At 70.4% G+C, this 22,468-nt stretch carries 18 protein-coding genes; 5 read left to right on the top strand and 13 right to left on the bottom strand.

Annotation, left to right across the window (positions count from 1 at the left end):
• On the bottom strand, positions 1-516 hold the full coding sequence (locus ACP4J3_RS37605; RefSeq protein ID WP_426540813.1) for a YceI family protein: 516 nt from the start codon (positions 514-516) through the stop codon (positions 1-3).
• A gap of 107 nt (positions 517-623) precedes the next feature.
• On the opposite strand from ACP4J3_RS37605, the gene ACP4J3_RS37600 reads away from it, so the two are divergent.
• Positions 624-1,106, top strand: a complete 483-nt coding sequence (locus ACP4J3_RS37600; RefSeq protein ID WP_426540812.1) for a MarR family winged helix-turn-helix transcriptional regulator — start codon at positions 624-626, stop codon at positions 1,104-1,106.
• 59 nt (positions 1,107-1,165) lie between these two features.
• On the top strand, positions 1,166-4,303 hold the full coding sequence (locus ACP4J3_RS37595; protein ID WP_426540811.1) for an FAD-binding and (Fe-S)-binding domain-containing protein: 3,138 nt from the start codon (positions 1,166-1,168) through the stop codon (positions 4,301-4,303).
• 141 nt (positions 4,304-4,444) lie between these two features.
• On the opposite strand, the gene ACP4J3_RS37590 is transcribed toward ACP4J3_RS37595, so the two are convergent.
• Entirely contained in the window at positions 4,445-5,209 is a 765-nt protein-coding gene (locus tag ACP4J3_RS37590; protein ID WP_426540810.1) for a carbonic anhydrase, read from the bottom strand.
• A 181-nt stretch (positions 5,210-5,390) separates the two neighbouring features.
• Here ACP4J3_RS37590 and ACP4J3_RS37585 point away from each other — a divergent pair, with 181 nt between their 5' ends.
• Positions 5,391-6,044 carry a maleylpyruvate isomerase family mycothiol-dependent enzyme gene (locus ACP4J3_RS37585; protein ID WP_426540809.1) on the top strand — a complete coding sequence of 218 codons (654 nt, stop codon included), beginning with the start codon at positions 5,391-5,393 and terminating at the stop codon, positions 6,042-6,044.
• Between the two features lie 352 nt (positions 6,045-6,396).
• Here ACP4J3_RS37585 and ACP4J3_RS37580 read toward each other — a convergent pair whose 3' ends face one another.
• From ACP4J3_RS37580 to ACP4J3_RS37570, 3 genes are all read right to left on the bottom strand, one after another.
• A complete protein-coding gene (locus ACP4J3_RS37580; protein WP_426540808.1) occupies positions 6,397-6,618 on the bottom strand; it encodes a ferredoxin in 222 nt (73 codons plus the stop codon).
• On the bottom strand, positions 6,615-7,814 hold the full coding sequence (locus tag ACP4J3_RS37575; protein ID WP_426540807.1) for a cytochrome P450: 1,200 nt from the start codon (positions 7,812-7,814) through the stop codon (positions 6,615-6,617). Before ACP4J3_RS37575 ends, ACP4J3_RS37580 begins: the two co-directional genes overlap by 4 nt.
• 192 nt (positions 7,815-8,006) lie before the next feature.
• Positions 8,007-9,287, bottom strand: coding sequence for a PP2C family protein-serine/threonine phosphatase (locus ACP4J3_RS37570; protein ID WP_426540806.1), 1,281 nt, complete (start codon positions 9,285-9,287; stop codon positions 8,007-8,009).
• A 358-nt stretch (positions 9,288-9,645) separates the two neighbouring features.
• On the opposite strand from ACP4J3_RS37570, the gene ACP4J3_RS37565 reads away from it, so the two are divergent.
• On the top strand, positions 9,646-10,293 hold the full coding sequence (locus ACP4J3_RS37565; RefSeq protein WP_426540805.1) for a DUF1707 SHOCT-like domain-containing protein: 648 nt from the start codon (positions 9,646-9,648) through the stop codon (positions 10,291-10,293).
• A 6-nt stretch (positions 10,294-10,299) separates the two neighbouring features.
• Here the strand turns inward: ACP4J3_RS37565 and ACP4J3_RS37560 are convergent, their stop codons facing one another.
• From ACP4J3_RS37560 to kdpF, 8 genes are all read right to left on the bottom strand, one after another.
• Positions 10,300-11,022 (bottom strand): potassium channel family protein, encoded by a 723-nt coding sequence (locus ACP4J3_RS37560; RefSeq protein ID WP_426540804.1) that lies wholly within the window; start codon positions 11,020-11,022, stop codon positions 10,300-10,302.
• A complete protein-coding gene (locus tag ACP4J3_RS37555) occupies positions 11,015-12,427 on the bottom strand; it encodes a TrkH family potassium uptake protein (protein ID WP_426540803.1) in 1,413 nt (470 codons plus the stop codon). Before ACP4J3_RS37555 ends, ACP4J3_RS37560 begins: the two co-directional genes overlap by 8 nt.
• Before the next feature lie 137 nt (positions 12,428-12,564).
• A complete protein-coding gene (locus tag ACP4J3_RS37550; RefSeq protein ID WP_426540802.1) occupies positions 12,565-15,111 on the bottom strand; it encodes an ATP-binding protein in 2,547 nt (848 codons plus the stop codon).
• Between the two features lie 41 nt (positions 15,112-15,152).
• Positions 15,153-15,836, bottom strand: a complete 684-nt coding sequence (locus ACP4J3_RS37545; RefSeq protein ID WP_426540801.1) for a response regulator — start codon at positions 15,834-15,836, stop codon at positions 15,153-15,155.
• A 13-nt stretch (positions 15,837-15,849) separates the two neighbouring features.
• A complete protein-coding gene (kdpC, locus tag ACP4J3_RS37540; RefSeq protein WP_426540800.1) occupies positions 15,850-16,464 on the bottom strand; it encodes a potassium-transporting ATPase subunit KdpC in 615 nt (204 codons plus the stop codon).
• 5 nt (positions 16,465-16,469) lie between these two features.
• The gene (gene kdpB / locus ACP4J3_RS37535) at positions 16,470-18,620 is read right to left on the bottom strand and encodes a potassium-transporting ATPase subunit KdpB (protein WP_426540799.1); all 2,151 of its coding nucleotides are present in this window, start codon (positions 18,618-18,620) and stop codon (positions 16,470-16,472) included.
• Positions 18,617-20,281, bottom strand: a complete 1,665-nt coding sequence (kdpA, locus tag ACP4J3_RS37530) for a potassium-transporting ATPase subunit KdpA (protein WP_426540798.1) — start codon at positions 20,279-20,281, stop codon at positions 18,617-18,619. Before kdpA ends, kdpB begins: the two co-directional genes overlap by 4 nt.
• An 8-nt stretch (positions 20,282-20,289) precedes the next feature.
• On the bottom strand, positions 20,290-20,379 hold the full coding sequence (gene kdpF / locus ACP4J3_RS37525) for a K(+)-transporting ATPase subunit F (protein ID WP_033264828.1): 90 nt from the start codon (positions 20,377-20,379) through the stop codon (positions 20,290-20,292).
• A gap of 598 nt (positions 20,380-20,977) precedes the next feature.
• On the opposite strand from kdpF, the gene ACP4J3_RS37520 reads away from it, so the two are divergent.
• Positions 20,978-22,456, top strand: a complete 1,479-nt coding sequence (locus ACP4J3_RS37520; protein ID WP_426540797.1) for a sugar transferase — start codon at positions 20,978-20,980, stop codon at positions 22,454-22,456.
• Positions 22,457-22,468 lie beyond the last annotated feature (12 nt).

Genomic DNA, 22,468 nt, shown 5'->3' with positions numbered 1-22,468 from the left:
TCAGGCTGCGGTCCGGGTGAAGCGGAGGGTGGCGGTGACCGTGGTGAGGCCGCGCATCATGCCGAGCTGGTTCCAGCCCATGGCGAACTGCTCGCGGTCCACGGTGAACTCGGCGTCCAGGGTGAGCGCCCGGTCGTCCGCGCCGACGAGGCGGGCGGTGACGGACTGGGGGCGGCTGATGCCCCGGACGGTGAGCTGACCGGCGACGTGCACCTCGTCGCCGGCGCGCAGCTCGGCGCCGCGGACCGCGAAGGTGATCTCGGGGTGGTTGGCGGCGTCGAAGAAGTCGGCGGAGCGCAGGTGCTCGTCGCGCTTGGCGTTACCGGTGTCCAGAGAGGTGGCGTCCACGGTGATCGTGCCGACGGCGGAGCCGTCGGGCCGCACCTCGCCGTTGCCGGTGACGGCGGCGAAGGCGCCCTTCACGGTGACCAGGCCCCAGAACGTCTTGTGCCGGACGGCGACGGTGGAGGCGGCGGTGTCGAGCTGCCAGGTTCCGGTTTCGACGGCGACGGTCATGATCTTTCACTCCTGAGCATCGGATGGGCATCGGGTCTGTAATCCAAATTTGGACGACGCCACGCTAGCCGATATTCCAAATTTGAACAACAGATACACTCGAATCCATGGCCGACCACTCCGACTGCCCCTCCGCCTCCGGCGACGGACTCCTGCCCCCCGAGCTGCACGCCTGGATGCTGATGCTGGCCGCGACGGGGGCCGTCGAGCAGGAGCTGCGCACCGTCGTCAAGGAGCGGCTGGACGTCTCGCACGACGAGTTCCTGGTCCTGTGCCTGCTCGCCGCGGACCCCGGCGAGGCGCTGCGCATGACCCGGATCGCCGAACTCCTGGGCCGCCCCAAGACCCGCCTCACCTACCAGATCGCCTGCCTCCAGCACGCCGGCCTGGTCACCCGCAAGTCGGTCTGCGGCGACAGGCGCGGCGTCGAGGTCGCCCTCACCGATAGGGCGCGGGACCTGCTCACGGAGGCCTCCGGGGTCCTCGCCGAGACGGTCAAGGAGGCGTTGGCCCGGTTCATGGGGCCCACCCAGCGCCAGGCCATGTGCGCGCTGATGCCCGACTTCGCGGCGGAGGCCACGCCCGAGTAGTCGCCGCTGCGGTCGCGGGTACCCGGGGCGGTGCCCGCACCGACATCCAGGAGGCGTTCATGGGCATCTCGGATCTGCCCGCTCCCGTCGTACGGCAGGAAGCGGTACGGCCCTGCGACCCGGCCGCGCTGGAGGCGGCCCTGCGCGAGCGCGTCGACGGGGAGGTCCGGTTCGACGCCGGCAGCCGCGCCGCCTACTCCACCGACGCCTCGAACTTCCGGCAGACGCCGATCGGCGTGGTCGTACCGCACACCCCCGAGGCCGCCGCGGAGGCGGTGGCCGTCGCGCGGGAGCACGACGCGCCGGTGCTGTCGCGGGGCGGCGGGACCTCGCTGGCCGGGCAGTGCACCAACACGGCCGTCGTCATCGACTGGTCGAAGTACTGCACGGAGCTGGAGTCGGTCGACGCCGAGGCGCGCACCTGCGTCGTGCAGCCGGGCATCGTCCTCGACGAGCTCAACCGGCGGCTCGCCCCGACCGGGCTGTGCTTCGGCCCCGAGCCCGCCACCCACGCCAACTGCACGATCGGCGGCATGATCGGCAACAACTCCTGCGGCGCCACCGCACAGGCGACCGGCAAGGTCGTCGACAACATCGCCCGCCTGGAGGTGCTGCTCTACGACGGCACCCGCTTCTGGTGCGGTCGGACCAGTGACGAGGAGTACGCCGAGATCGAGCGGCACGGCGATCTGCGCGCGTCCGTGTACCGGAAGCTGCGTGCCCTGCGCGACGGCCACGCCGACGAGATCCGCCGCCGCTTCCCGGCCATCCCCCGCCGGGTCTCCGGCTACAACCTCGACTCGCTGCTGCCCGAACACGGCTTCGACGTCGCCGGGCTGCTGGTCGGCAGCGAGTCGACGCTGGTCACCGTCCTGCGGGCGGAGCTGGAGCTGGTGCCGGTGGTGAAGGAACGCGCGCTGGTGGTGCTGGGGTTCGGGGACATCGCGGCCGCGGCGGATGCCGTACCGGCGATCCTGCCGTACGAGCCGGTCGCGCTGGAGGGCGTCGACCGCCACCTCGTCCACGACGAGCGGCTCAAGCACCTCAACCGCAAGGCCATCGACCAACTGCCCGAGGGCAACGCCTACTTGATGGTGCAGTTCGGCGGCGAGAGCATCGAGGAGGCCGACGAGCGGGCGCACCGGATGCTGGACGGGCTGCACGAGTCCGAGCACGACACCGAGGTCGCCTTCCTGGACGACCCCGCCCATGAGGAGCAGCTCTGGCAGGTCCGCGAGGCCGGTCTCGGCGCCACCGCGCACGTCCCCGGCCATCCCGACACCTGGGAGGGCTGGGAGGACTCGGCGGTGGCGCCGGAGCGGCTGGGCGAGTATCTGCGGCGGCTGCGCGGCCTGTTCGAGGAGTTCGGGTACCAGAGCGACGCCGGGCCGAGCCTGTACGGCCACTTCGGGCAGGGGTGCGTGCACACGCGGATCCCCTTCGACCTGTACAGCGCGCGGGGCGTGGCCGACTACCGGCGGTTCATGGAGCGGGCGGCCGATCTCGTGGTCGAGTTCGGCGGGTCCTTCTCCGGCGAGCACGGGGACGGGCAGAGCCGGGGCGAGCTGCTGCCGCGGATGTTCGGCCAGGAGCTGGTGACGGCCTTCGGGCGGCTCAAGGCCGTGTTCGACCCGGGCGACCGGATGAACCCCGGCAAGGTGGTGGCGCCGTACCGGCTCGACGAGAACCTGCGCATCGGCGGCGACTGGGCCCCGTACGCCCCGCGCGATGTGCACTTCCGCTTCCCGCACGACGGCGGGTCCTTCGCCCAGGCCGCCAACCGGTGTGTGGGCGTGGGCAAGTGCCGGCGCCTGGACACCGAGGGCGATGCGGTGATGTGCCCGTCCTACCAGGTCACGCTGGAGGAGGAGCACTCCACGCGGGGCCGGGCCCGGCTGCTGTTCGAGATGCTCGACGGGCACGGCGACAGCGCGATCCGCGACGGGTGGCGTTCGCGGGCGGTCAAGGACGCCCTGGATCTGTGCCTGGCCTGCAAGGGCTGCAAGAGCGACTGCCCGGCCGATGTCGACATGGCGACCTACAAGGCGGAGTTCCTCTCCCACCACTACGCGGGCCGGCCCTGGCGCAGGCCCCGCTCCGATCTGTCGATGGGCTGGCTGCCGGCCGTCGCCCGGGCCGTGGGCCGCGCCGGGCTCGGTCCGGTGGTCAACGCCGTCACCCACACCCCGCCGCTGGCGCGGGCGGCGGTCGCGGTGGCCGGGGTCGAGGACCGGGAAGTGCCGCTGTTCGCACGGCAGTCGCTGCAAAGCTGGTTCGCCGGCCGGGCCGGCTCCGGCAGCGGGGCGCGCGGGACGGTGCTGCTGTGGCCGGACACCTTCACCGACTTCTTCCAACCGCACGTGGGGCAGGCGGCGGTGGAGCTGCTCGAGCACGCGGGCTGGCGCGTGACGATGCCCCGCGAGCCGCTGTGCTGCGGCCTGACCTGGATCTCCACCGGCCAGCTCGGCATCGCCGAACGCGTCCTGACCCGGACCGTGCGCCACCTCGCCGGCCACCTGCACGACGGCGGCCTGATAGTCGGCCTGGAACCGAGCTGCACCGCCGTGTTCCGGTCGGACGCGGGGGAGCTGTTCCCCGGCGACAGGGATGTGCGCAGGCTGGCGGAGCAGACCGTGACTCTGGCCGAGCTGCTCACCGAGCACAGCCCGGGCTACGAGCCACCGCAGGTGCCCGACCGCAGCGCCCGCGCCCTGGCCCAGGTGCACTGCCACCAGCACGCGGTACTGGGCTGGGAGGCCGACGAGAAGCTGCTGCGCGCCGCCGGGGTCGACGTCGAGCGGCTGGCGTCCGGCTGCTGCGGCCTCGCCGGCAACTTCGGTTTCGAACGGGGCCACTTGGAGGTCAGCCGGGCCTGCGCGGAACGCGTCCTGCTGCCCCGGCTGCGGGAGGAGGACCCCGGCAGCGTGGTCCTCGCGGACGGCTTCAGCTGCCGCACCCAGATCCACGAGTTCGACAGCGGCGGCCACGAGGGGGTCCACCTGGCCGAGCTCCTGGCCTCGGCGCTGCCCGCGTCCGAGGTGGCGGCGAGTGCGTACGGGGTTGCTCCGGGGGCGCGGCCGACGCCTCCGGGAGGGGCGGCACGGGCTCTCGCGCTGGCCTCGGCGGGGCTGGCGGCGGGCGGAGCGGTCGCGGGGCTGGTGCGGATGGTCCGGAGCGTGCGCGGCTTGCGCGGCTGAACCGCCGTACGCCGGCAGCCGGGAGACGGGCTCACGACGTACGTACCGCTCCCTGCCGGTGATGGCCGCCGAGGGCGGCTCCTTCTCGGCTCGTCGTGAAGTCCGCCCGCCCCGGCCCTCCCGCTCCCCACCTCGCCGCCATCAGGCCGCGGGCGCCCCGTCGAGAACCTCCACCCGGCCGGTGTCCAGCGAGTAGTAGGCGCTGACGACGGCCAGGCCGCCCTTCTTCACCAGGGGCGCGAGGGCGGGGTCGCGGCGCAGGCCGGCCGCCGTCTGCCTGGCGTGGACGCGGACCATGGCGTCCACCGGGTCGTCGTGCTTGCCCTTGGATATGGCCTCGTACGCCGGGCGGACGGCTTCGGCGATCGACTGGAGGTCGCCCGGCAGCGGCTTGTGCTCCTTCAGGGCCTTGTACGACGCCTTGACCGCGCCGCAGCGCTGGTGCCCGAGCACGACGATGAGCGGGGTTCCGGAGGTCACGGGCCCGTACTCGATGGAACCGGTGACCACCGGGGCGACCACCTGGCCGCCGGTGCGTATCGCGAACAGGTCGCCGATGCCGGTGTCGAAGACCATCTCCGGCGGGACCCGGGAGTCGATGCACGAGACGATGACGCCGTACGGGTCCTGCTCCTCGTCGACCGCCTCGCGCCGGTCGATGCCCTGGTTGGGGCGCTGGAGCGAGCCCTTCACCCAGCGCTCGTTGCCCTCCAGCAGGCGCTTGAGCACCGCGGAGGGTGTCTCGGGGGGTGCGGCCGGGGACGACGAGGGGCTCGCCGCCGCGGGCGACGCCATCGGAGCGGCGGCGCCGTCCGTCTTCGTCGAACAGCCCGTGATCATGGCCGCGGTCGCCACGAGTCCTCCGGTGAGTACGGCTCGGCGCTGCGGTTGCGAGACACTGCCCATGGCACGCTTCCCTTCTGGTGTTCCCCCTGGTGGGGCGGGTGGTGCCACTGTTGCGAAGGGGTGGTTAGCGCCTGTACAGCACAGATGCAGCGCACGAGAAGCGCACGTCCAAATCACGGAGGGTCGCGGGATGAGGGCCCCGGCAGCGATGACTTTGCTCCGGAGCGGGAGTCTCCCCCGCATGACTGATCCGGAACTGACAGCAGACCGCGGCCGCCGGACCGGGGTCTGGCCGTTGATCCATGCCGAGCGCGCGGCCCTGGCGGCCGATCTCGAAGGGCTGACGGACGAGCGGTGGGCAACGCCGTCCCTGTGCGCGGGACTGACGGTGCGTGAGGTGCTGGCGCATCTGACCGCCGCCGCGAGTCTCAATGGCCCGCGCTGGCTGGCGGGGGTGATCCGCTGCCGGTTCGACTTCGACAGGCAGGTGGCCATGCGGCTGGCCGAGCAGTTGGGCGCGACCCCGGACGAGACCCTTGCGCGCTTCCGACGGATCGTGCCGAGCGAGACCAAGCCTCCCCTGCCCACGATCGCCATGCTGGGCGAGACGATCGTGCACGGGGAGGACATCCGGCGTCCGCTGGGCATCCGCCGTGACCATCCGATCGAGGTCGTCACGCGGGTGGCCGAGTACTACCGGGGCACGGACCTCGTGGTCGTCGCCAAGGGACGCATCGGCGGCCTGGAACTGGTCGCCGACGACGGCCCGTTCAGGACCGGTTCCGGGCCGCTGGTGTCCGGCCCGACCCTGGCCCTGGTGATGGCCATGACCGGACGCACGGCGTACTGCGACGACCTGGACGGTGACGGGGTGGAAACGCTCCGTCGGCGGTGAAGGGTCAGGCCGCCCATGGGGGACGAGACGCCGGCCCGCCCGAAGCCGACGACCGTCGGCGCGCCCATCAGGGCCATCGTGACGGGTTCCAAGGGACGGCCTCCTCATCGATGGCGGGCACAGGGGCCCCGCCAGGGTTCGGGCTGTCGGCGGACACGGGTCGACGCGAGTTCCGGCCAACTTCGGGTCGCCGCCGCTCCCGACCCGCGGTGATGGACGAACGCCCCCTCCAGCACGGGCAGTTGGCGGGCCTTGGCGAGCCTGCCGACCGGCGTTCAGCCGGTCGTCCGTGGCCTCGATGCCGGTACTGTAACCGGATCTTGTGGCGGGCTCCGTGTGCAGGGGCTCCCCGTCAGAAGCCGGCGGATTCCGGGTCGTTGAGGGTGATCGCCCCCGAGGGGCAGACGCCGACTGCCATCTGTGCGGCCGCGCGATGGGCGGCAGGCGGCTCGGCGTGCAGCAGGAGCACGCGACCGTCGTCGGCATCCTGGTCGAAGACCTCGGGGGCGGTCAGTGCGCACATCCCGGCGCCGATGCAGCGCTCACGGTCGACGCGCAGCCGCATCGGTGTCATGACTCCTCCTCGTCCCAGGTGACCGGGAGGCTCTTGACCCCGAAGATGTCCGCGAGCTCCGGGCGCAGATCGACCTCGTCGGCCGGTACGGCCAGACGCAGCGTGGGGAAGCGGTCGAACAGCGCGGGAAGCGCGACCCGCAGCTCGACACGGGCCAGCTGCTGGCCCAGGCACTGGTGGATGCCGTGCCCGAAGGCCAGGTGCCCGACGCTCTGCCTGCCGATGTCGAGCACGTGGGGATCGGCGAAGCGCTCGGGGTCGCGGTTGGCGGTGTGGTACGACAGGACGACCGTCGTGCCGGCCTTGATGGTCTGGCCGCCCAGCTCGACGTCCTCCAGCGCCGTCCGCATGAACGACTTGGCGACGGTCAGATACCGCAGCAGCTCCTCCACGGCCCGGTCGGCGAGCGCGGGATCGGCGCGCAGCGCGGCCAGTTGCGCCGGGTTCTGAAGCAGCGCGAAGGTGCCGAGGGACAGCATGTTCGCGGTGGTGTCGAGTCCGGCCGCCAGCAGGGTGAGGCCGACGCCCCGCAGCTCCTCGTCGGTCAGCTCGCTGTCGGTCAGCTCGCTGAGCACGTCGTCGGTGGGGTGCGCGCGCTTGGCGGCCACCAGTCGCGCGATGTACTCCTGGACCGCGGTGTAGGCCGCGATCAGCTCCTGATCGGTCGGCTCCCCGCTCATGAGCGCTTCGGTCTGCTGCTGGAAGGAGTCCCGTTCCTCGTACGGCACCCCCAGCAGCTCACAGATGATGATGGCGGGGATGGGCCTGGCGAACGAGGCCACCAGATCCGCCGACGGCCCGGCCTCCTCCATGGCGTCCAGGCAGGCGGCGGTGATCTGCTCGACCCGCTCGGTGAGCTGCCGCATCCGCCGCACCGTGAACCTGCCCACCAGCGGCTTGCGGTAGCGGCTGTGCTGGGGCTCGTCCGTGAGCAGGAACTCGCCGGGCGGCGCCGGGGGAAGCTCGAAGTCGACCACGTTCATCAGCTCCTTGCGCGAGCTGAACCGCGGGTCGGCCAGGACCGACCTGACCTGGTCGTATCCGGTGATCAGCCAGCCCGGGATGCCGCCGGGGTGGGTGTAGCGGCTGATCGGGCCGTGCCGACGGGCGTCCAGTAACTCGGCCGGCGGGTCGAAGGGGCAGCCGGGCCGACGCGTCGTCGGCAGTGTGGTGACGGTGTGCGGGGATTCAGTCATGACGACTCCTCATCTCGCGATAGTACGCGTTTGACACAGCGGGAAAGCTACGTTGCATTCACGTATTAGTCAATCCATGAAATAGCGAAAGCCCAGCTAGAGAGCGTCGAATTGATGCAATCACGCTGACGGTGAATGCAACGTCCCGTTGCAATGAAAGACTAGGGGCCGACCGGATCCGATGGCCGCGCCTCAGTCGCGCGGGGTGCGCAGGGCCAGGAGGGCCATGTCGTCGTGGCCGTCGCTGGGGTGGTGGTCGGCGAGGAACCGTACGAAGTCGTCCAACGGCAGGTCGACGTGGCCCGCGGCGAGTTCGGCGAGTCGGGCGAGGCCGTGGTCGATGGGGCGGTCGGGATGTTCGACGAGCCCGTCGGTGAAGAAGAGCACGGTGGCCCCGGCCGGCATGGGATGGATGTGGTCGGGACGTTCCTGGTCGAGGTCGACGCCGAGCGGCAGGCCCGGCTCGGCGTGGAGATACTCCACCTGCCGGTCGGGGCCGATCAGCAGCGGGGGAAGGTGACCGGCCGTGCTCCAGTGCAGCCTCCAGCCCTCCTTGGCGGGTTCGATGCGGGCGAGGCAGGAGGCGGTGACCGGGAGGTCGGTGATGGCGTGCAGGGTGCGGTCGAGCTGGGCGAGCACGCTGCTGGGCGGGGTGAAGCGGTCGAACAGCAGGGCGCGCAGCATGCTGCGGGTCTGGGCCATGGCGGCGGCCGCGCGCATGTCATGGCCGACGACGTCGCCGATCACGACGGCGCAGGCGTCGTCGGGCAGCCAGAGGGCGTCGTACCAGTCCCCGCCGAGGTGACCGGGAGCGAGCGCCGGGCGGTAGATGGCCGCGGCGGTGAAGGGGTGCAGATCGGGCAGGGTGGGCAGCAGAAGCCGCTGGAAGTGTTCGGCGCTGTCGCGGACCTGCTCGAACAGGCGGACGTTCTCGATCGCGATGCCGGCGGCGCCGGCCAGAGCGACGACGATGTCCTCGTCGTCGCGGTCGAAGGGCTGGCCGTCACGGCGTTCGGACAGGTAGAGGTCTCCGTAGATGGTGCCGCGAACGCTGACGGCGACGCCCAGCAGAGTGCGCATTCGGGGGTGGCCGGGCGGGAACCCGGTGGAGGCGGGGTGGGAGGGGATGTCGTCGACGCGCAGGGGCTCGGGGTGGTGGATCAGATGCCCCAGGACTCCGCGGCCGCGGGGGAAGTCGATGCCGGCCAGGTCCGCGCGCTCGGACTCCGACAGGCCCGCCGTGATGAACCGCGCGAGCTGGTCGCCGGACTCGTCCAGCACCCCCAGCGCCCCGTAGCGTGCGCCGGCCAGGTCCATGGCGGTGGTGACGATGCGATGCAGCACCGCGGGCAGATCCGTCTCCCGGCTGATCGCCAGCACCGCGTCCAGCAGTCCCTGCAGCCGGTCCCTGGCGGTGGCCAGCTCCCGCAACTGCGCGGCGATCTGTTCCAGCTCGGCATCCGGCCGCGACATCGACTCGGAGTCGGGCGGCTGTTGCGGACCTCCTCCCCCTCCGTCCGCCATCATGGACACCCGACGATCTCGGCGGCTTCGTCCGCACGCACCCAGAGCCTCCCTGACCGGGCCGGTGATCAACCCGCACAGGGTGCCGCAGCAATCGGTCCAACCAGCCGATTACTCCGCAGGCGGCATGTTCCCCACCGTCATACGAGGCGGCCGGATCCCGCGCGGACGAGCACATCGCCAACGCCCCTTGGTGTAGGGGTCGTTGAGCCACCCCCATGAATCCATGTCGCGATATAGCGCTACTCTTCTACTCGCGCCGCTGCCCGCGTCGCCCGGAGAAGTTCGACAGGACCAGGACGGAAGCATGTCGGGAGAGATTTCGCCCACTGGGAAGCCCTCCGGCCCCGGCTCGTCGCCCGAGCTGCGAGCCTCTCATGCGGACCGGGACCGGGTCGTGGATGTGCTGCGTATCGCGGCGGGGGACGGCCTGCTGACCGCGGACGAGCTGGACGAGCGCGTGGAAGCCGCCCTGTCGGCGCGTACCGTCGGGGAGCTGACCGCGCTGACCGCTGACCTGCCGGCCGTGTCCGCTTCGACCGGCACAGCCGTGGCGGAGGTCAAGGACGTACTCCGGATCGAGGGGATTCACAGCGGTGCGGTCAAACGCGTGGGGCGCTGGGTGGTGCCGCGAAGACTGGAGCTGGCCACTACGTGGTGCGAGGTGACGCTCGACTTCACTCAGGCAGTGATCACGCAGGACACCCTGCGGATCGACATGAACACGGCTGGCAAGAAGCTGACGCTGATCACCAAGCCGGGCATCGTGGTCGATACCGGTGCCCTGAGCCTCGTACACAGCAAGATCAAGATTCGTCAGGCTCCGGAGCACGGGACGCCGATCACGCTGCGCGTGGAGCTGGTCGGCACGACGACCCACGGCCGCGTCGTGGTGCGGCCCGCACGACGCACGTTCGGGCAGTGGCTGCTGCGCAGGCCCAGGCCCCTTTCGTAAGGCGGCTCAGTCGCGTTCGGTGAAGGACTCCACCGCCTGGGTCTTGCCGGTGACGATGATGACGTCGCCCTTGGTGATGACGGTCTCGGCGGTGGCATAGGTGAAGCCCTCGCCCGGCCGCTTGATGCCGACGACCGTCACCCCGTACTTCGCACGGATCCCGCTCTCACCCAGCGCCATCCCGGTGGCGATCTCCGGCGCGATGGTCTTCACCAGGGCGTAGTCGTCGTCGAACTCGATGAAGTCCAGCATCCGGCCGGTCACCAGGTGGGCCACCCGCTCGCCCATCTCATGCTCGGGCAGGACCACGTGGTGGACGCCGAGACGCTCCAGGATCTGCCCGTGCTGGCGGCTGATGGCCTTGGCCCAGATGTTGGGGACCTCGGCCTCCAGCAGATTGGCAGAGATGAGGATGGACGCCTCTATGTCGGTGCCGATGCCGACGACCGCGCTGGTGAACTCGTGCACGCCGAGCTGGCGCAACACCTCGGGGTCGGTGCAGTCGGCGACGGCGGTGTGGGTGAGGTCGTCGCTCAGGCGCTGCACGATCTGGGTGCTGGTGTCGACGCCGAGCACGTCCCAGCCGCGGCGCATCAGCTCGTTGGCCAGGGAGCTGCCGAAGCGGCCCAGGCCGATGACGGCGACGCGCTGGTCGCCGTGGGGGTTGGCGTACTGGGTGGCGAGCTGCTTGGCGCGGCGGCGGCGCAGGTTGTGCAGGTAGTTAGCCAATGACGGGTCGCTCCTCGGGTAGCTGGTAGCGGCGGGTGCGCTCGCGCAGGGCCAGCGCGGAGACGAGGGTGACCGGTCCGAGTCGGCCGACGAACATGAGCACGATGACGATCAGGCGCCCGACGGTCGGCAGGTCACCGGTGATGCCGGTGGACAGGCCCACGGTGCCGAAGGCGGACACCGCCTCGAAGAGCACCTGCTCAAAAGGTTTGTCCACGACCACGAGAAGGGCAAGGGTCGCGGTCATCACAAAGCCCACACCGGCGAGGGCCACGGTCAGCGCCTGGCGCAGGACGTGCGGGGCGAGCTTGCGGCCCATCACTCCGGAGTGCGGCTCGCCGCGCACCTCGGCCAGCATCGCCGCGCCCAGCACGGCGAAGGTGGAGACCTTGATGCCGCCCGCGGTGCCCGCGCTGCCGCCGCCCACGAACATCAGCATGCACGTCATCAGCAGCGTCGCGTCCGTCATCGCGCCGATGTCGACGCTGTTGAACCCGGCCGTGCGGGACATGGCGGAGTGGAAGAAGCCGGCCAGGATCTTCTCGGGCCAGTCGAAGGGTCCGAGGGTGTCGTCGTTGCCCCACTCCAGGGCACAGGTCAGCACGGTGCCGAGGGAGAGCAGGATGGCGGTGGTGAGCACCGTGAGCCGGAAGTGCAGCGACCAGCGGCGCCGGCCGGTGAGCTGTCTGCGGCGGCGGTGGCGCAGCAGCTCGAGGAGCACGGGGAAGCCGATGCCGCCGAGGATCACCGCGACGGCTACCGGCAGGGTCACCCACGGGTCCTGGGCGTACCTGGTGAGGCTGTCGGCGTGCAGCCCGAACCCGGCGTTGTTGAAGGCCGACACCGCGTGGAAGAAGCCCAGGTAGGAGGCCTGCCAGATGGACTCGCCGTAGCCGAAGCGCAGCCGCAGCGCGAGGACGGCGCCCACGGCCAGCTCGACCACCAGAGTGCATCCGGCCACGCCGAGCAGCACCTTGCGGACGTCGCCGATGCCCAGGCTCTTGGTCTCCGCCTGGGCGGTGAGCTGCATCCGCAGCCCGAGCTTTCCGGAGATCAGCAGGCCCAGCAGCGAGGCCATGGTCATGATCCCGAAGCCGCCGACCTGGAACAGGGTCAGGATCACGCCTTCGCCGAAGCCGCTCCAGTACGTGCCGGTGTCCACCACCACCAGGCCGGTCACACAGACCGCCGAGGTGGACGTGAACAGGGCTGTCACGAAGTCCGCGGACGAGCCGTCCTCGCTGGCGACCGGGAGCATCAGCAGGACGGTGCCGAGGAGGATCACCGCGCCGAAGCCCGTCACCACGGTGCGTGCGGGATGCGCCGCGAACAGCGCCTGCCATCCCCGCGCGACCCTGGAAGGGCGCACCGCCTTCGTCGGTCGCGCCGCCGCACGTCCGGTCACGCTTCGGTTCCTCCACCTGTCGTATCCCGCCAGGACATCGTCAAGGATCCGACAGGTCTGCGCCAAGATCCCGGCGGCACACCATAACCGAACGTGTAACCGAAGAAAGCATCCGCCTCTCCCGCGGAGGCGGAGCGCTACGTCGTCGTCGTGGTCGGCAGTTCGGGCTGCGCCCGCGGCCGGCCCGGGGCCGTACGGAGCGTGAGGACCATCGTGAGGCCGCCGCCGGGGGTGTCCTCGGCGTTGAGGGTGCCGCCCATGGCCTCGGCGAAGCCGCGCGCGACGGCGAGGCCGAGGCCGACTCCCGCGCCGCGCGGGGCGTCGCCGTAGCGCTGGAACGGCTCGAAGATGCGTTCCTTGGCGTCGTCGGGCACGCCGGGTCCGCGGTCCGCGACCCGCAGTTCGACGCGGTGGCCCATCGCGCTGGCGGACACGTGGACGGGCCGGCCGTCGGGGCTGTACTTGACGGCGTTCTCCACGACGTTGGCGACCGCCCTCTCCAGCAGCCCCTTGTCGACGGCGACCATGGGCAGCGTCTCGGGAATGTCGAGGTGGACGCTGTCCTCGGGCACCCCCACGAGGGCCATCGGGACCACCTCGTCGAGGTCGATCTCCCGGATCAGCGGGGTGACCGTGCCGGTCTGCAGCCGGGACATGTCCAGCAGGTTGTCCACCAGGCCGCCGAGCCGGTCGGCGCCCTCCTCGATGCCCTCCAGCAGCTCGGCCTCGTCCTCCTGCGACCACGCCACGTCGTCGGAGCGCAGCGAGGAGACGGACGCCTTGATGCTCGCCAGCGGAGTACGCAGATCATGGCTGACGGCGGCGAGCAGCGCGGTGCGGATCCGGTTGCCCTCGGCCAGCTCCTTGGCCCGGTCGGCCTGCACCTGCAGCCGCTGGCGGTCCAGGACCACGGCGGCCTGGGCGGCGAACGCGGCCAGCACCCGCCGGTCCTCGGCCGGCAGCACCCGCCCGGACAGGGCGAGCGCCATATGGTCGCCGACCGGCATGTCGACGTCCGCGTCCTCGGGCCGCTCGATCGCGCCGGGGTCTCCGACCCGGCCCGCGCAGGTCCACGGGTCGACGTCGCTCTCCCGTTCCAGCAGGGCCACCGACTCCATGGCGAAGGTCTCCCGGACGCGCTCCAGCAGCGCGTCCAGGCTGGTCTCCCCGCGCAGCACACTGCCGGCCAGGAGGGAGAGGATCTCCGACTCGGCGCGCAGCCGGGCCGCCTGGTGGGTGCGGCGGGCGGCCAGGTCCATGACGGAGGCGACGGAGACGGCGACCGCGAAGAAGACCGCGATCGCGACGACGTCCTCCGGCTCCGCGATGATCCAGGTGTGGACCGGCGGGGTGAAGAAGTAGTTCAGCAGCGCCGATCCGACGGTCGCCGAGGCGAGGGCCGGCCACAGACCGCCGAGCAGCGCCGCGGCGACCGTCAGCAACAGGAACAGCAGCACGTTGTTCGTCAGGTCCGGGCCCACGTCGACGCGCGTGAGAGCGAGGGTGAGCAGCAGCGGGCCGGCCACGCCGACCAGCCAGGCCGAGATGATCCGCGAGCGGCCCAGCCGGGTGCCGCGGGCGATGGGCAGCCCGCGGCCCTTGCCCGCCTCGTCGTGGGTGATCAGGTGGACGTCGAGGTCGGGTCCGGACTCGCGGGCGACGGTGGCGCCGACGCCGGGTCCGAAGACGTACTGCCAGCTCTTGCGCCGGGAGACGCCGAGGACGATCTGGGTGGCGTTGACGCCGCGCGAGAAGTCCAGCAGCGCGGTCGGGATGTCGTCGCCGATGACGTGGTGGAAGGTGCCGCCGAGGTCCTCGACCAGGGTGCGCTGGACGGCGAGTTCCTTGGGCGAGGCGGACGTCAGTCCGTCGCTGCGGGCGATGTAGACGGCGAGCACCTCGCCGCCGGCGCCCTTCTCCGCCAGCCGCGCCGCCCGCCGTATGAGCGTGCGCCCCTCCGGTCCGCCGGTCAGGCCGACCACGATCCGCTCGCGGGCCTGCCAGGTGGAGCGGATGTTGTGCTCCCCGCGGTACTGCTGGAGGTACTCGTCGACCCGGTCCGCCACCCACAGCAGGGCCAGCTCGCGCAGGGCGGTCAGGTTGCCGGGGCGGAAGTAGTTCGACAGGGCCGCGTCGACCTTGTCGGGCTGGTAGATGTTGCCGTGCGCCATGCGGCGGCGCAGGGCCTGCGGCGACATGTCGACCAGTTCGATCTGGTCGGCGCGGCGGACCACTTCGTCGGGAACGGTCTCCTTCTGCCGGATCCCGGTGATCGTCTCGACGACGTCGCCGAGCGACTCCAGGTGCTGGATGTTCACCGTGGATATCACGTCGATGCCGGCCGCCAGGAGTTCCTCGACGTCCTGCCAGCGCTTGGTGTTGCGGGAGCCGGGCACGTTGGTGTGCGCGAGCTCGTCGACCAGGGCCACCTGGGGGCGGCGGGCGAGGACCGCGTCGACGTCCATCTCCGTGAACGTCGTGGCGCGGTACTCGATCTCGCGGCGCGGGACGAGTTCCAGGCCGTGCAGCATCACCTCGGTGCGCGGCCGGTCGTGGTGTTCCACGAAACCGACCGCGCAGTCGGTGCCGCGCTCCACGCGCCGGTGGGCCTCGGACAGCATGGCGTAGGTCTTGCCGACGCCCGGCGCCGCGCCGAGGTAGATGCGTAGCTTGCCACGTCGCATGAGTTCTCGACTTGCTCCTCTTGCTCCTCTTGCTCCTCGGATCACTCCTCGAAGCGGTATCCCATCCCAGGTTCGGTGATGAGGTGGCGCGGGTGCGAGGGATCCGCTTCGAGTTTGCGGCGGAGCTGGGCCATGTACACCCGCAGATAGTTCGTCTTGTTGCTCTGGGACGCCCCCCAGACCTCGCGCAGGAGCTGCTTCTGGGTGACGAGGCGTCCCGGGTTGGTCACCAGGATCTCCAGCAGATGCCACTCGGTCGGGGTCAGCCGTACGTCCCGCCCGCCGCGGTGGACCTTCTTCGCGGCCAGGTCGACGGTGAACTCGTCCGTCTTCATCAGCGTCGTCTCGGTCACGACCGGCAGGCTCTCGGTCCGGCGGACGGCGGCGCGCAGGCGGGCGAGCAGTTCGTCCATGCTGAACGGCTTGGTGATGTAGTCGTCGGCGCCCGCGTCCAGCGCCGTCACCTTCTCGTCGGACGCCCGCCGGGCGGACAGCACGAGGATCGGCACGCGGCTGCGGCCCCGCACCGCCTTGATGACGTCGACGCCGTCCATGTCCGGCAGCCCCAGGTCGAGGACGACGACGTCGGGGCGGCGCGCCGCCGCCAGCCGCAGGGCCGTGGCGCCGTCCGGGGCCGCGTCGACGCCGTAATGGCGGGCCTGCATGTTGATGACGAGCGCGCGTACGAGCTGGGGGTCGTCCTCCACTACCAGCACCCGGGTCATCGGTGTGCCTCCATCAGCTCCGCGCCGCGAGTTCCTTGAGTGCGATGTTGAGTTCGAGGACGTTGACGTGCGGCTCGCCCATGAAGCCGAGGGTGCGGCCGTCGGTGTGCCCGTCGACCAGCTTGTGCACCTGGGCGACGGACAGTCCGTTGTGCTCGGCGACCCGCTTGACCTGGATGTCGGCGTACGCCGGGGAGATGTCCGGGTCGATGGCCGAGGCCGAGCCGGTGACGGCGTCCTTCGGTACCTCGGACTCGGGTACGCCGTTGAAGGCGGCGACCTGCTGCTTGGCGGCCTTGACGTCCTTGACGAGCGTCGGGTCGCTCGCCCCGAGCTGGCTGGAGCCGGTGGACAGGGGGTCGTAGCCGCTGTTGGAGGGCCGTCCCTGGAACCACTTCGGGTCGGGCTTGTCGGTGCCGGGCAGGTTCCAGCTCTGGCCGATCAGCTTCGAGCCGACCTCCTTGCCGTCGACCTTCACGATCGAGCCGTTCGCCTTGTCGTGGAAGGCCAGCCGGCCGATGCCGGTCACGACGAGCGGGTAGGCGATGCCGGTCACGACGGTGAGGACGAGCAGCATGCGCAGGGCCGCCCAGACCATGCGGCCGGTGTTCAGTACGGAGTTGTTCATGTTCTTCACCCGATCCCGGGGATGAGCGAGATGAGCAGGTCGATGAGCTTGATGCCGATGAAGGGCACGATCAGGCCGCCGAGGCCGTAGAGGCCGAGGTTGCGCCGCAGCATCATGTCCGCGCTCATCGGCCGGTAGCGCACGCCCTTCAGGGACAGCGGCACCAGGGCGATGATGATCAGCGCGTTGAAGATCACGGCCGACAGGATGGCCGACTCGGGGGAGGCCAGATCCATGATGTTGAGCTTGTCGAGGGAGGGGTACGCCACCGCGAAGATCGCCGGGATGATCGCGAAGTACTTCGCGACGTCGTTGGCGATGGAGAACGTGGTCAACGCGCCCCGGGTGATCAGCAGTTGCTTGCCGATCTCGACGATCTCGATCAGCTTGGTCGGGTTGGAGTCGAGGTCGACCATGTTGCCGGCCTCCTTGGCGGCCGACGTACCGGTGTTCATGGCCACGCCGACGTCCGCCTGGGCGAGGGCCGGGGCGTCGTTGGTGCCGTCGCCGGTCATCGCGACCAGCTTGCCGCCCGCCTGCTCCCGCTTGATCAGCGCCATCTTGTCCTCGGGAGTGGCCTCCGCGAGGAAGTCGTCGACGCCCGCCTCCTCGGCGATCGCCTTGGCGGTCAGCGGGTTGTCACCGGTGATCATGACGGTCTTGATGCCCATGCGGCGCAGCTCCTCGAACCGCTCGCGCATGCCGTCCTTGACGACGTCCTTGAGGTGGATGACGCCCAGGACCCGGGCACCCTTGTCGTCCTCGACGGCCACGAGCAGCGGCGTGCCGCCCGCTTCGGAGATCTTGTCCGCGATCCCGTCGGCGTCGTCGGAGACCTGGCCGCCCTGGTCCTCGACCCAGGCGATGACCGAACCGACCGCGCCCTTGCGGACCTTGCGGCCGTCGACGTCCACACCGGACATACGGGACTGGGCCGTGAAGGCGATCCACTCGGCATGGGCCAGCTCGCCCTGGTGCCGCTCGCGCAGCCCGTACTTCTCCTTCGCCAGTACCACCACGGAACGCCCCTCGGGCGTCTCGTCGGCCAGCGAGGAAAACTGGGCGGCGTCCGCCACCTCGGCGGCCGTGGCGCCGCGCACCGGCACGAACTCGGCGGCCTGCCGGTTGCCGAGGGTGATGGTGCCGGTCTTGTCGAGCAGCAGGGTCGACACATCCCCGGCGGCCTCGACCGCGCGGCCCGACATCGCCAGGACGTTGCGCTGCACCAGGCGGTCCATACCGGCGATGCCGATCGCGGACAGCAGCGCACCGATCGTGGTCGGGATGAGGCAGACCAGCAGCGCGGTCAGCACGATCAGCGAGGTCTGCCGGTCGGCACCCGCGTAGACGGCGAACGGCTTCAGCGTCACCACCGCGAGCAGGAAGACGATCGTCAGCGACGCGAGCAGGATGTTCAGCGCGATCTCGTTCGGCGTCTTCTGCCGGGCCGCGCCCTCGACCAGGCTGATCATCCGGTCGATGAAGGTCTCGCCCGGCTTCGTCGTGATCTTGACGACGATCCGGTCGGACAGCACCTTCGTGCCGCCGGTCACCGCGGACCGGTCACCGCCGGACTCCCGGATCACCGGAGCCGACTCACCGGTGATCGCCGACTCGTCCACCGAGGCCACGCCCTCGACGACGTCTCCGTCGCCGGGGATGACGTCGCCGGCCTCGCACACGACCAGGTCGCCGACCTTCAGGTCGGTGCCGGGGATCCGCTCCTCGGCCGTGCCGTCCTTGCCGAGCCTGCGGGCGACGGTGTCGGTCTTGGCCTTGCGCAGCGTGTCCGCCTGCGCCTTGCCGCGGCCCTCGGCGACCGCCTCCGCGAGATTGGCGAAGATCACGGTCAGCCACAGCCAGCCGGCTATGGTCCAGCCGAACCAGTCGCCCGGGTCCTTGAACGCGAAGATCGTCGTCAGGGCCGAGCCGATGAGGACCACGAACATCACGGGCGACTTGACCATCACCCGCGGGTCGAGCTTGCGGAAGGCGTCCGGCAGCGACTTGACGAGCTGCTTGGGGTCGAACAGACCCGCGCCTGCCCGGCACTCGGGAGCCTTGTGCCCGGTCGGTGCGTCCTGGTGGGGCGCGAGGGTGGGAGTGGACATGGAGTCCTGCTTCTTTACGTCGGTGTGCTGCGTGTCGGTCGTCATGCCGCCAGCCCTTCGGCCAGCGGTCCGAGCGCGAGCGCCGGGAAGAACGTCAGGCCGGTGATGATCAGGATCGCCCCCACGAGAAGGCCGGTGAACAGCGGTTTCTCGGTGCGCAGGGTGCCCGCCGTGGCCGGGATCGGCTGCTGCTCGGCGAGCGAGCCGGCCAGCGCGAGGACGAACACCATCGGCAGGAACCGGCCCAGCAGCATGCACAGGCCGAGCATCGTGTTGTGGTACTCCGTGTTCGCGCCGAACCCGGCGAAGGCCGAGCCGTTGTTGTTGCCGGCCGAGGTGTAGGCGTACAGCACCTCGGAGAAGCCGTGCGCCCCGACGTTCGTCATGGACGACTCGCCCTTGCCCAGCGCCATCGCCAGCGCGGTGCCGGTCAGCACCAGCGCCGGGGTGATCAGGATGTAGCAGGCGGCCAGCTTGATCTCGCGGGTGCCGATCTTCTTGCCCAGGTACTCGGGCGTACGGCCCACCATCAGACCGGCGATGAACACCGCGATGACCGCCATGATCAGCATGCCGTACAGACCGGAGCCGACCCCGCCGGGCGCGATCTCGCCGAGCATCATGCCGAGCAGCAGCACCCCGCCCGACAGCCCGCTGAAGGAGTCGTGGAAGGAGTTCACCGACCCGGTCGAGGTCATGGTCGTGGACACCGCGAACAGCGAGGAGTTGCCCTCGCCGAAGCGCTGCTCCTTGCCCTCCATCGCGCCGCCCGCGAGCTGCGAGGCGGTGCCCGGGTGGGCGTACTCGGTGATCGTCACGGCGATCACGCCGAGGAACCAGATCACGCCCATGGCCGCGACGACGGCGTAACCCTGCTTCACCGAGCCGACCATCCTGCCGAAGGTGCGCGGCAGCGAGAACGGGATCACCAGCAGCAGGAAGATCTCCAGCAGGTTGGTGAAGCCATTGGGGTTCTCGAACGGGTGCGAGGAGTTGGCGTTGAAGAACCCGCCACCATTCGTACCCAGGTCCTTGATGGCCTCCTGGGAGGCCACCGCACCGGGGCTGATGGCCTGCTTGTCGCCGGTCAGCGTGGTGACGCTGTGGATGTCACCGAAGTTCTGGATCGCACCGGCCGCGATCAGGATCACGGCGGCGACCACGGAGATCGGGATCAGGACGCGAACGACGCCGCGCACCAGATCCGCCCAGAAGTTGCCCAGCTCACCGGTCCGGGAGCGGGCGAAGCCGCGCACCAGCGCCACCGCGACCGCGATGCCGACCGCCGCGGAGACGAAGTTCTGCACCGCCAGGCCCATCGTCTGGGTGACGTGGCTCATGGCCGACTCGCCCGAGTACGACTGCCAGTTCGTGTTGGACACGAAGGAGGCGGCCGTGTTGAACGCCTGGTCCGGCGTGATCGCGTTGAAGCCCAGCGACAGCGGCAGCTTGTCCTGCACCCGCTGCAGCAGATACAGAAAAAGCACGCTCACCGCGGAGAAGAACAGCACCCCGCGCAGGTACGCCGGCCAGCGCATCTCCGCGTCCGGATTGGCACCGACGGAGCGGTAGATCCACCTCTCGACCCGGAAGTGCTTCTTGGAGCTGTACACGGCGGCCATGTAGTCGCCGAAGGGACGGTGCACCAGGGCGAGCGCGCCGATCAGCGCGGTCACCACGAGCACGTCAGCAAGTACGGGACCCATGCCTGATCTCAGAACCTCTCCGGGAACACAAGGGCGAGGACGAGATAGCCCAGCAGGGCGACGGCCACCACGAGGCCGACGATGTTCTCGGCGGTCACAGCTTGCCCACCCCCCGGGCGATGAGAGCCACGAGCGCGAACACCGCGACCGTGGTGAGGACGAAGGCCACGTCGGCCATCGCGATCTCCTAGTGAGGTTCGAATGAGAATCGGACGAATCGAGGAAAGCGCCTCTGTGACCGGATTCGGCCGCCCTTGACAGCCCTCTTACGGCGGCCCTGCCGCCTTTGACGCATCTCTAACGCCCGTCCGACCCTGTGTGATCGGGGCCACGCACGCCGTCTTTCTCAGCCAATCCCCAACCAACCTGCGGCGCACGGCCCTTGACGCGTCTCCTGCGCCTAACGTTGGATCAAGCCCCAAAGCTTGAACACAAATCACACACATCCCCTCTACACATCGGCCCACCATGGTCTAGATTGACCGTGCTTCAGCAGTTCGGACACGTAGCGACCCAAATGATCTATGGGTGATCAATGCGGGGACATGCGGGTCCGCGGGCACCAAGGTGAGTTGCGCGGGAGGCGGGGGCCTCCCGCGCGGAGAGAACAGCGCGGCGCGGGGGGCGGGGGGCGCCTCCCTGCGGAACACAGTGTGCGGCGAACACGTCGAACCACTGGTGACCTTGGGGGGTCCTGTGCAGCAGGGGGGATTAATCGACCCGTTTTCGTCGGCGCGCAGGCGTCTGGAGAACGGGACGATCGGCCGGCCCACGAGCGACTGGGAGCACCGCTACCGCCGTGCCGTGATCATCAGCGATACGGTGACCACCGCCGTCGTGGTGGCGGCGATCGGCCTCTTCTTCGGGGCCCGGGACGCGGCCGACTGGCACGAGAAGTGGAGAATTCTCGCGTTCGGCACCGAACTGCTGGTGCTGGGAACGCTCGCGGTGAGCCGGTCATGGGCGCCGGCCGTGCTCGGCCAGGGCGCCGAGGAGTTCCGCCGGCTCGGTCGCTCACTGTTCACGGCGGTCGTCGTGCTGGCGCTCGGCGGGATCGCCCTCACCTCGCGCAACATCAAGCTCTGGATCTTCGTCGCCATCCCGGCGATCGCGCTCACCACCATGACCGCGCGCTATCTGCTCCGTCTGTGGCTGCACAGACAGCGCAAGGAGGGACGGTGCCTGCGACCGGTGCTCGCCGCCGGGAGCCCGGCCACCGTGCGCGATCTGATCATCCGGACCCGCAAGTTCCCGCACCTCGGCTGGCGGGTGGACGGCGTGTGCACGGCGGACGGTCTCGGGCCCGACGGCGACCAACTGGACGGGGTGCCCGTCGTAGGACGACTCGCGGACGTCGCCACTCACGTCCGCCGCGACGGCTACCGTGTCGTCGCGGTCACACCGGACCCGCACTGGTCACCGGACAAGCTGCAGCGGCTGGCCTGGAACCTCGAGGGCAGCGATGCCGAGATGGTCGTGGCCCCCGTGCTGATGGAGGTGGCCGGCCCGCGGCTGCACGTCGACGCGGTGCTCGGGATCCCGCTGCTGCGGGTCAGCATGCCGGCCTTCACCGGGGGCCGCCGTGCGGTCAAGGAGGTCGTCGACCGGCTGGGTGCGGCGCTCCTGCTGATCCTGTTCGCGCCGCTGATGGTGCTCGTCGCGCTGCTCGTGGTGGCGGACAGCCGGGGCGGGGCGCTCTACCGGCAGCGCAGAGTCGGCAAGGACGGCCGCGAGTTCACCATCTTCAAGTTCCGCACCATGGTCGCCGGGGCCCACGGGGCACGTGCCCGCCTTGCCGACCGCAACGAGGGCGCCGGCCTGCTGTTCAAGCTCCACCGGGATCCGCGGGTGACCCGGGTGGGAGCGGTGCTGCGCCGGTACTCCATCGACGAACTCCCGCAGCTGTTCAACGTACTGACCGGATCGATGTCGCTCGTCGGTCCGCGCCCGCCCTTGCCGGAGGAGTGCGCCGCGTACGGCCCCGACATCCGGCGGCGGCTGCTGGTCAAGCCGGGGCTCACCGGCCTGTGGCAGATCAGCGGACGCAGCGACCTGCCGTGGGAGGAGGCGGTCCGGCTGGACCTGCGCTACGTGGAGGACTGGTCGCTCGCCCTCGACACGGTGATCTTGTGGAAGACGCTGCGCGCGGTGCTCCACGGGCAGGGGGCCTACTGATGCGCGGGGAGC

Source organism: Streptomyces sp. UG1 (assembly GCF_049974585.1).
Lineage (GTDB): Bacteria > Actinomycetota > Actinomycetes > Streptomycetales > Streptomycetaceae > Streptomyces.
The sequence above is the reverse complement of the archived record's forward strand: the minus strand, read 5'-3'. Positions and strand labels throughout refer to the sequence as shown.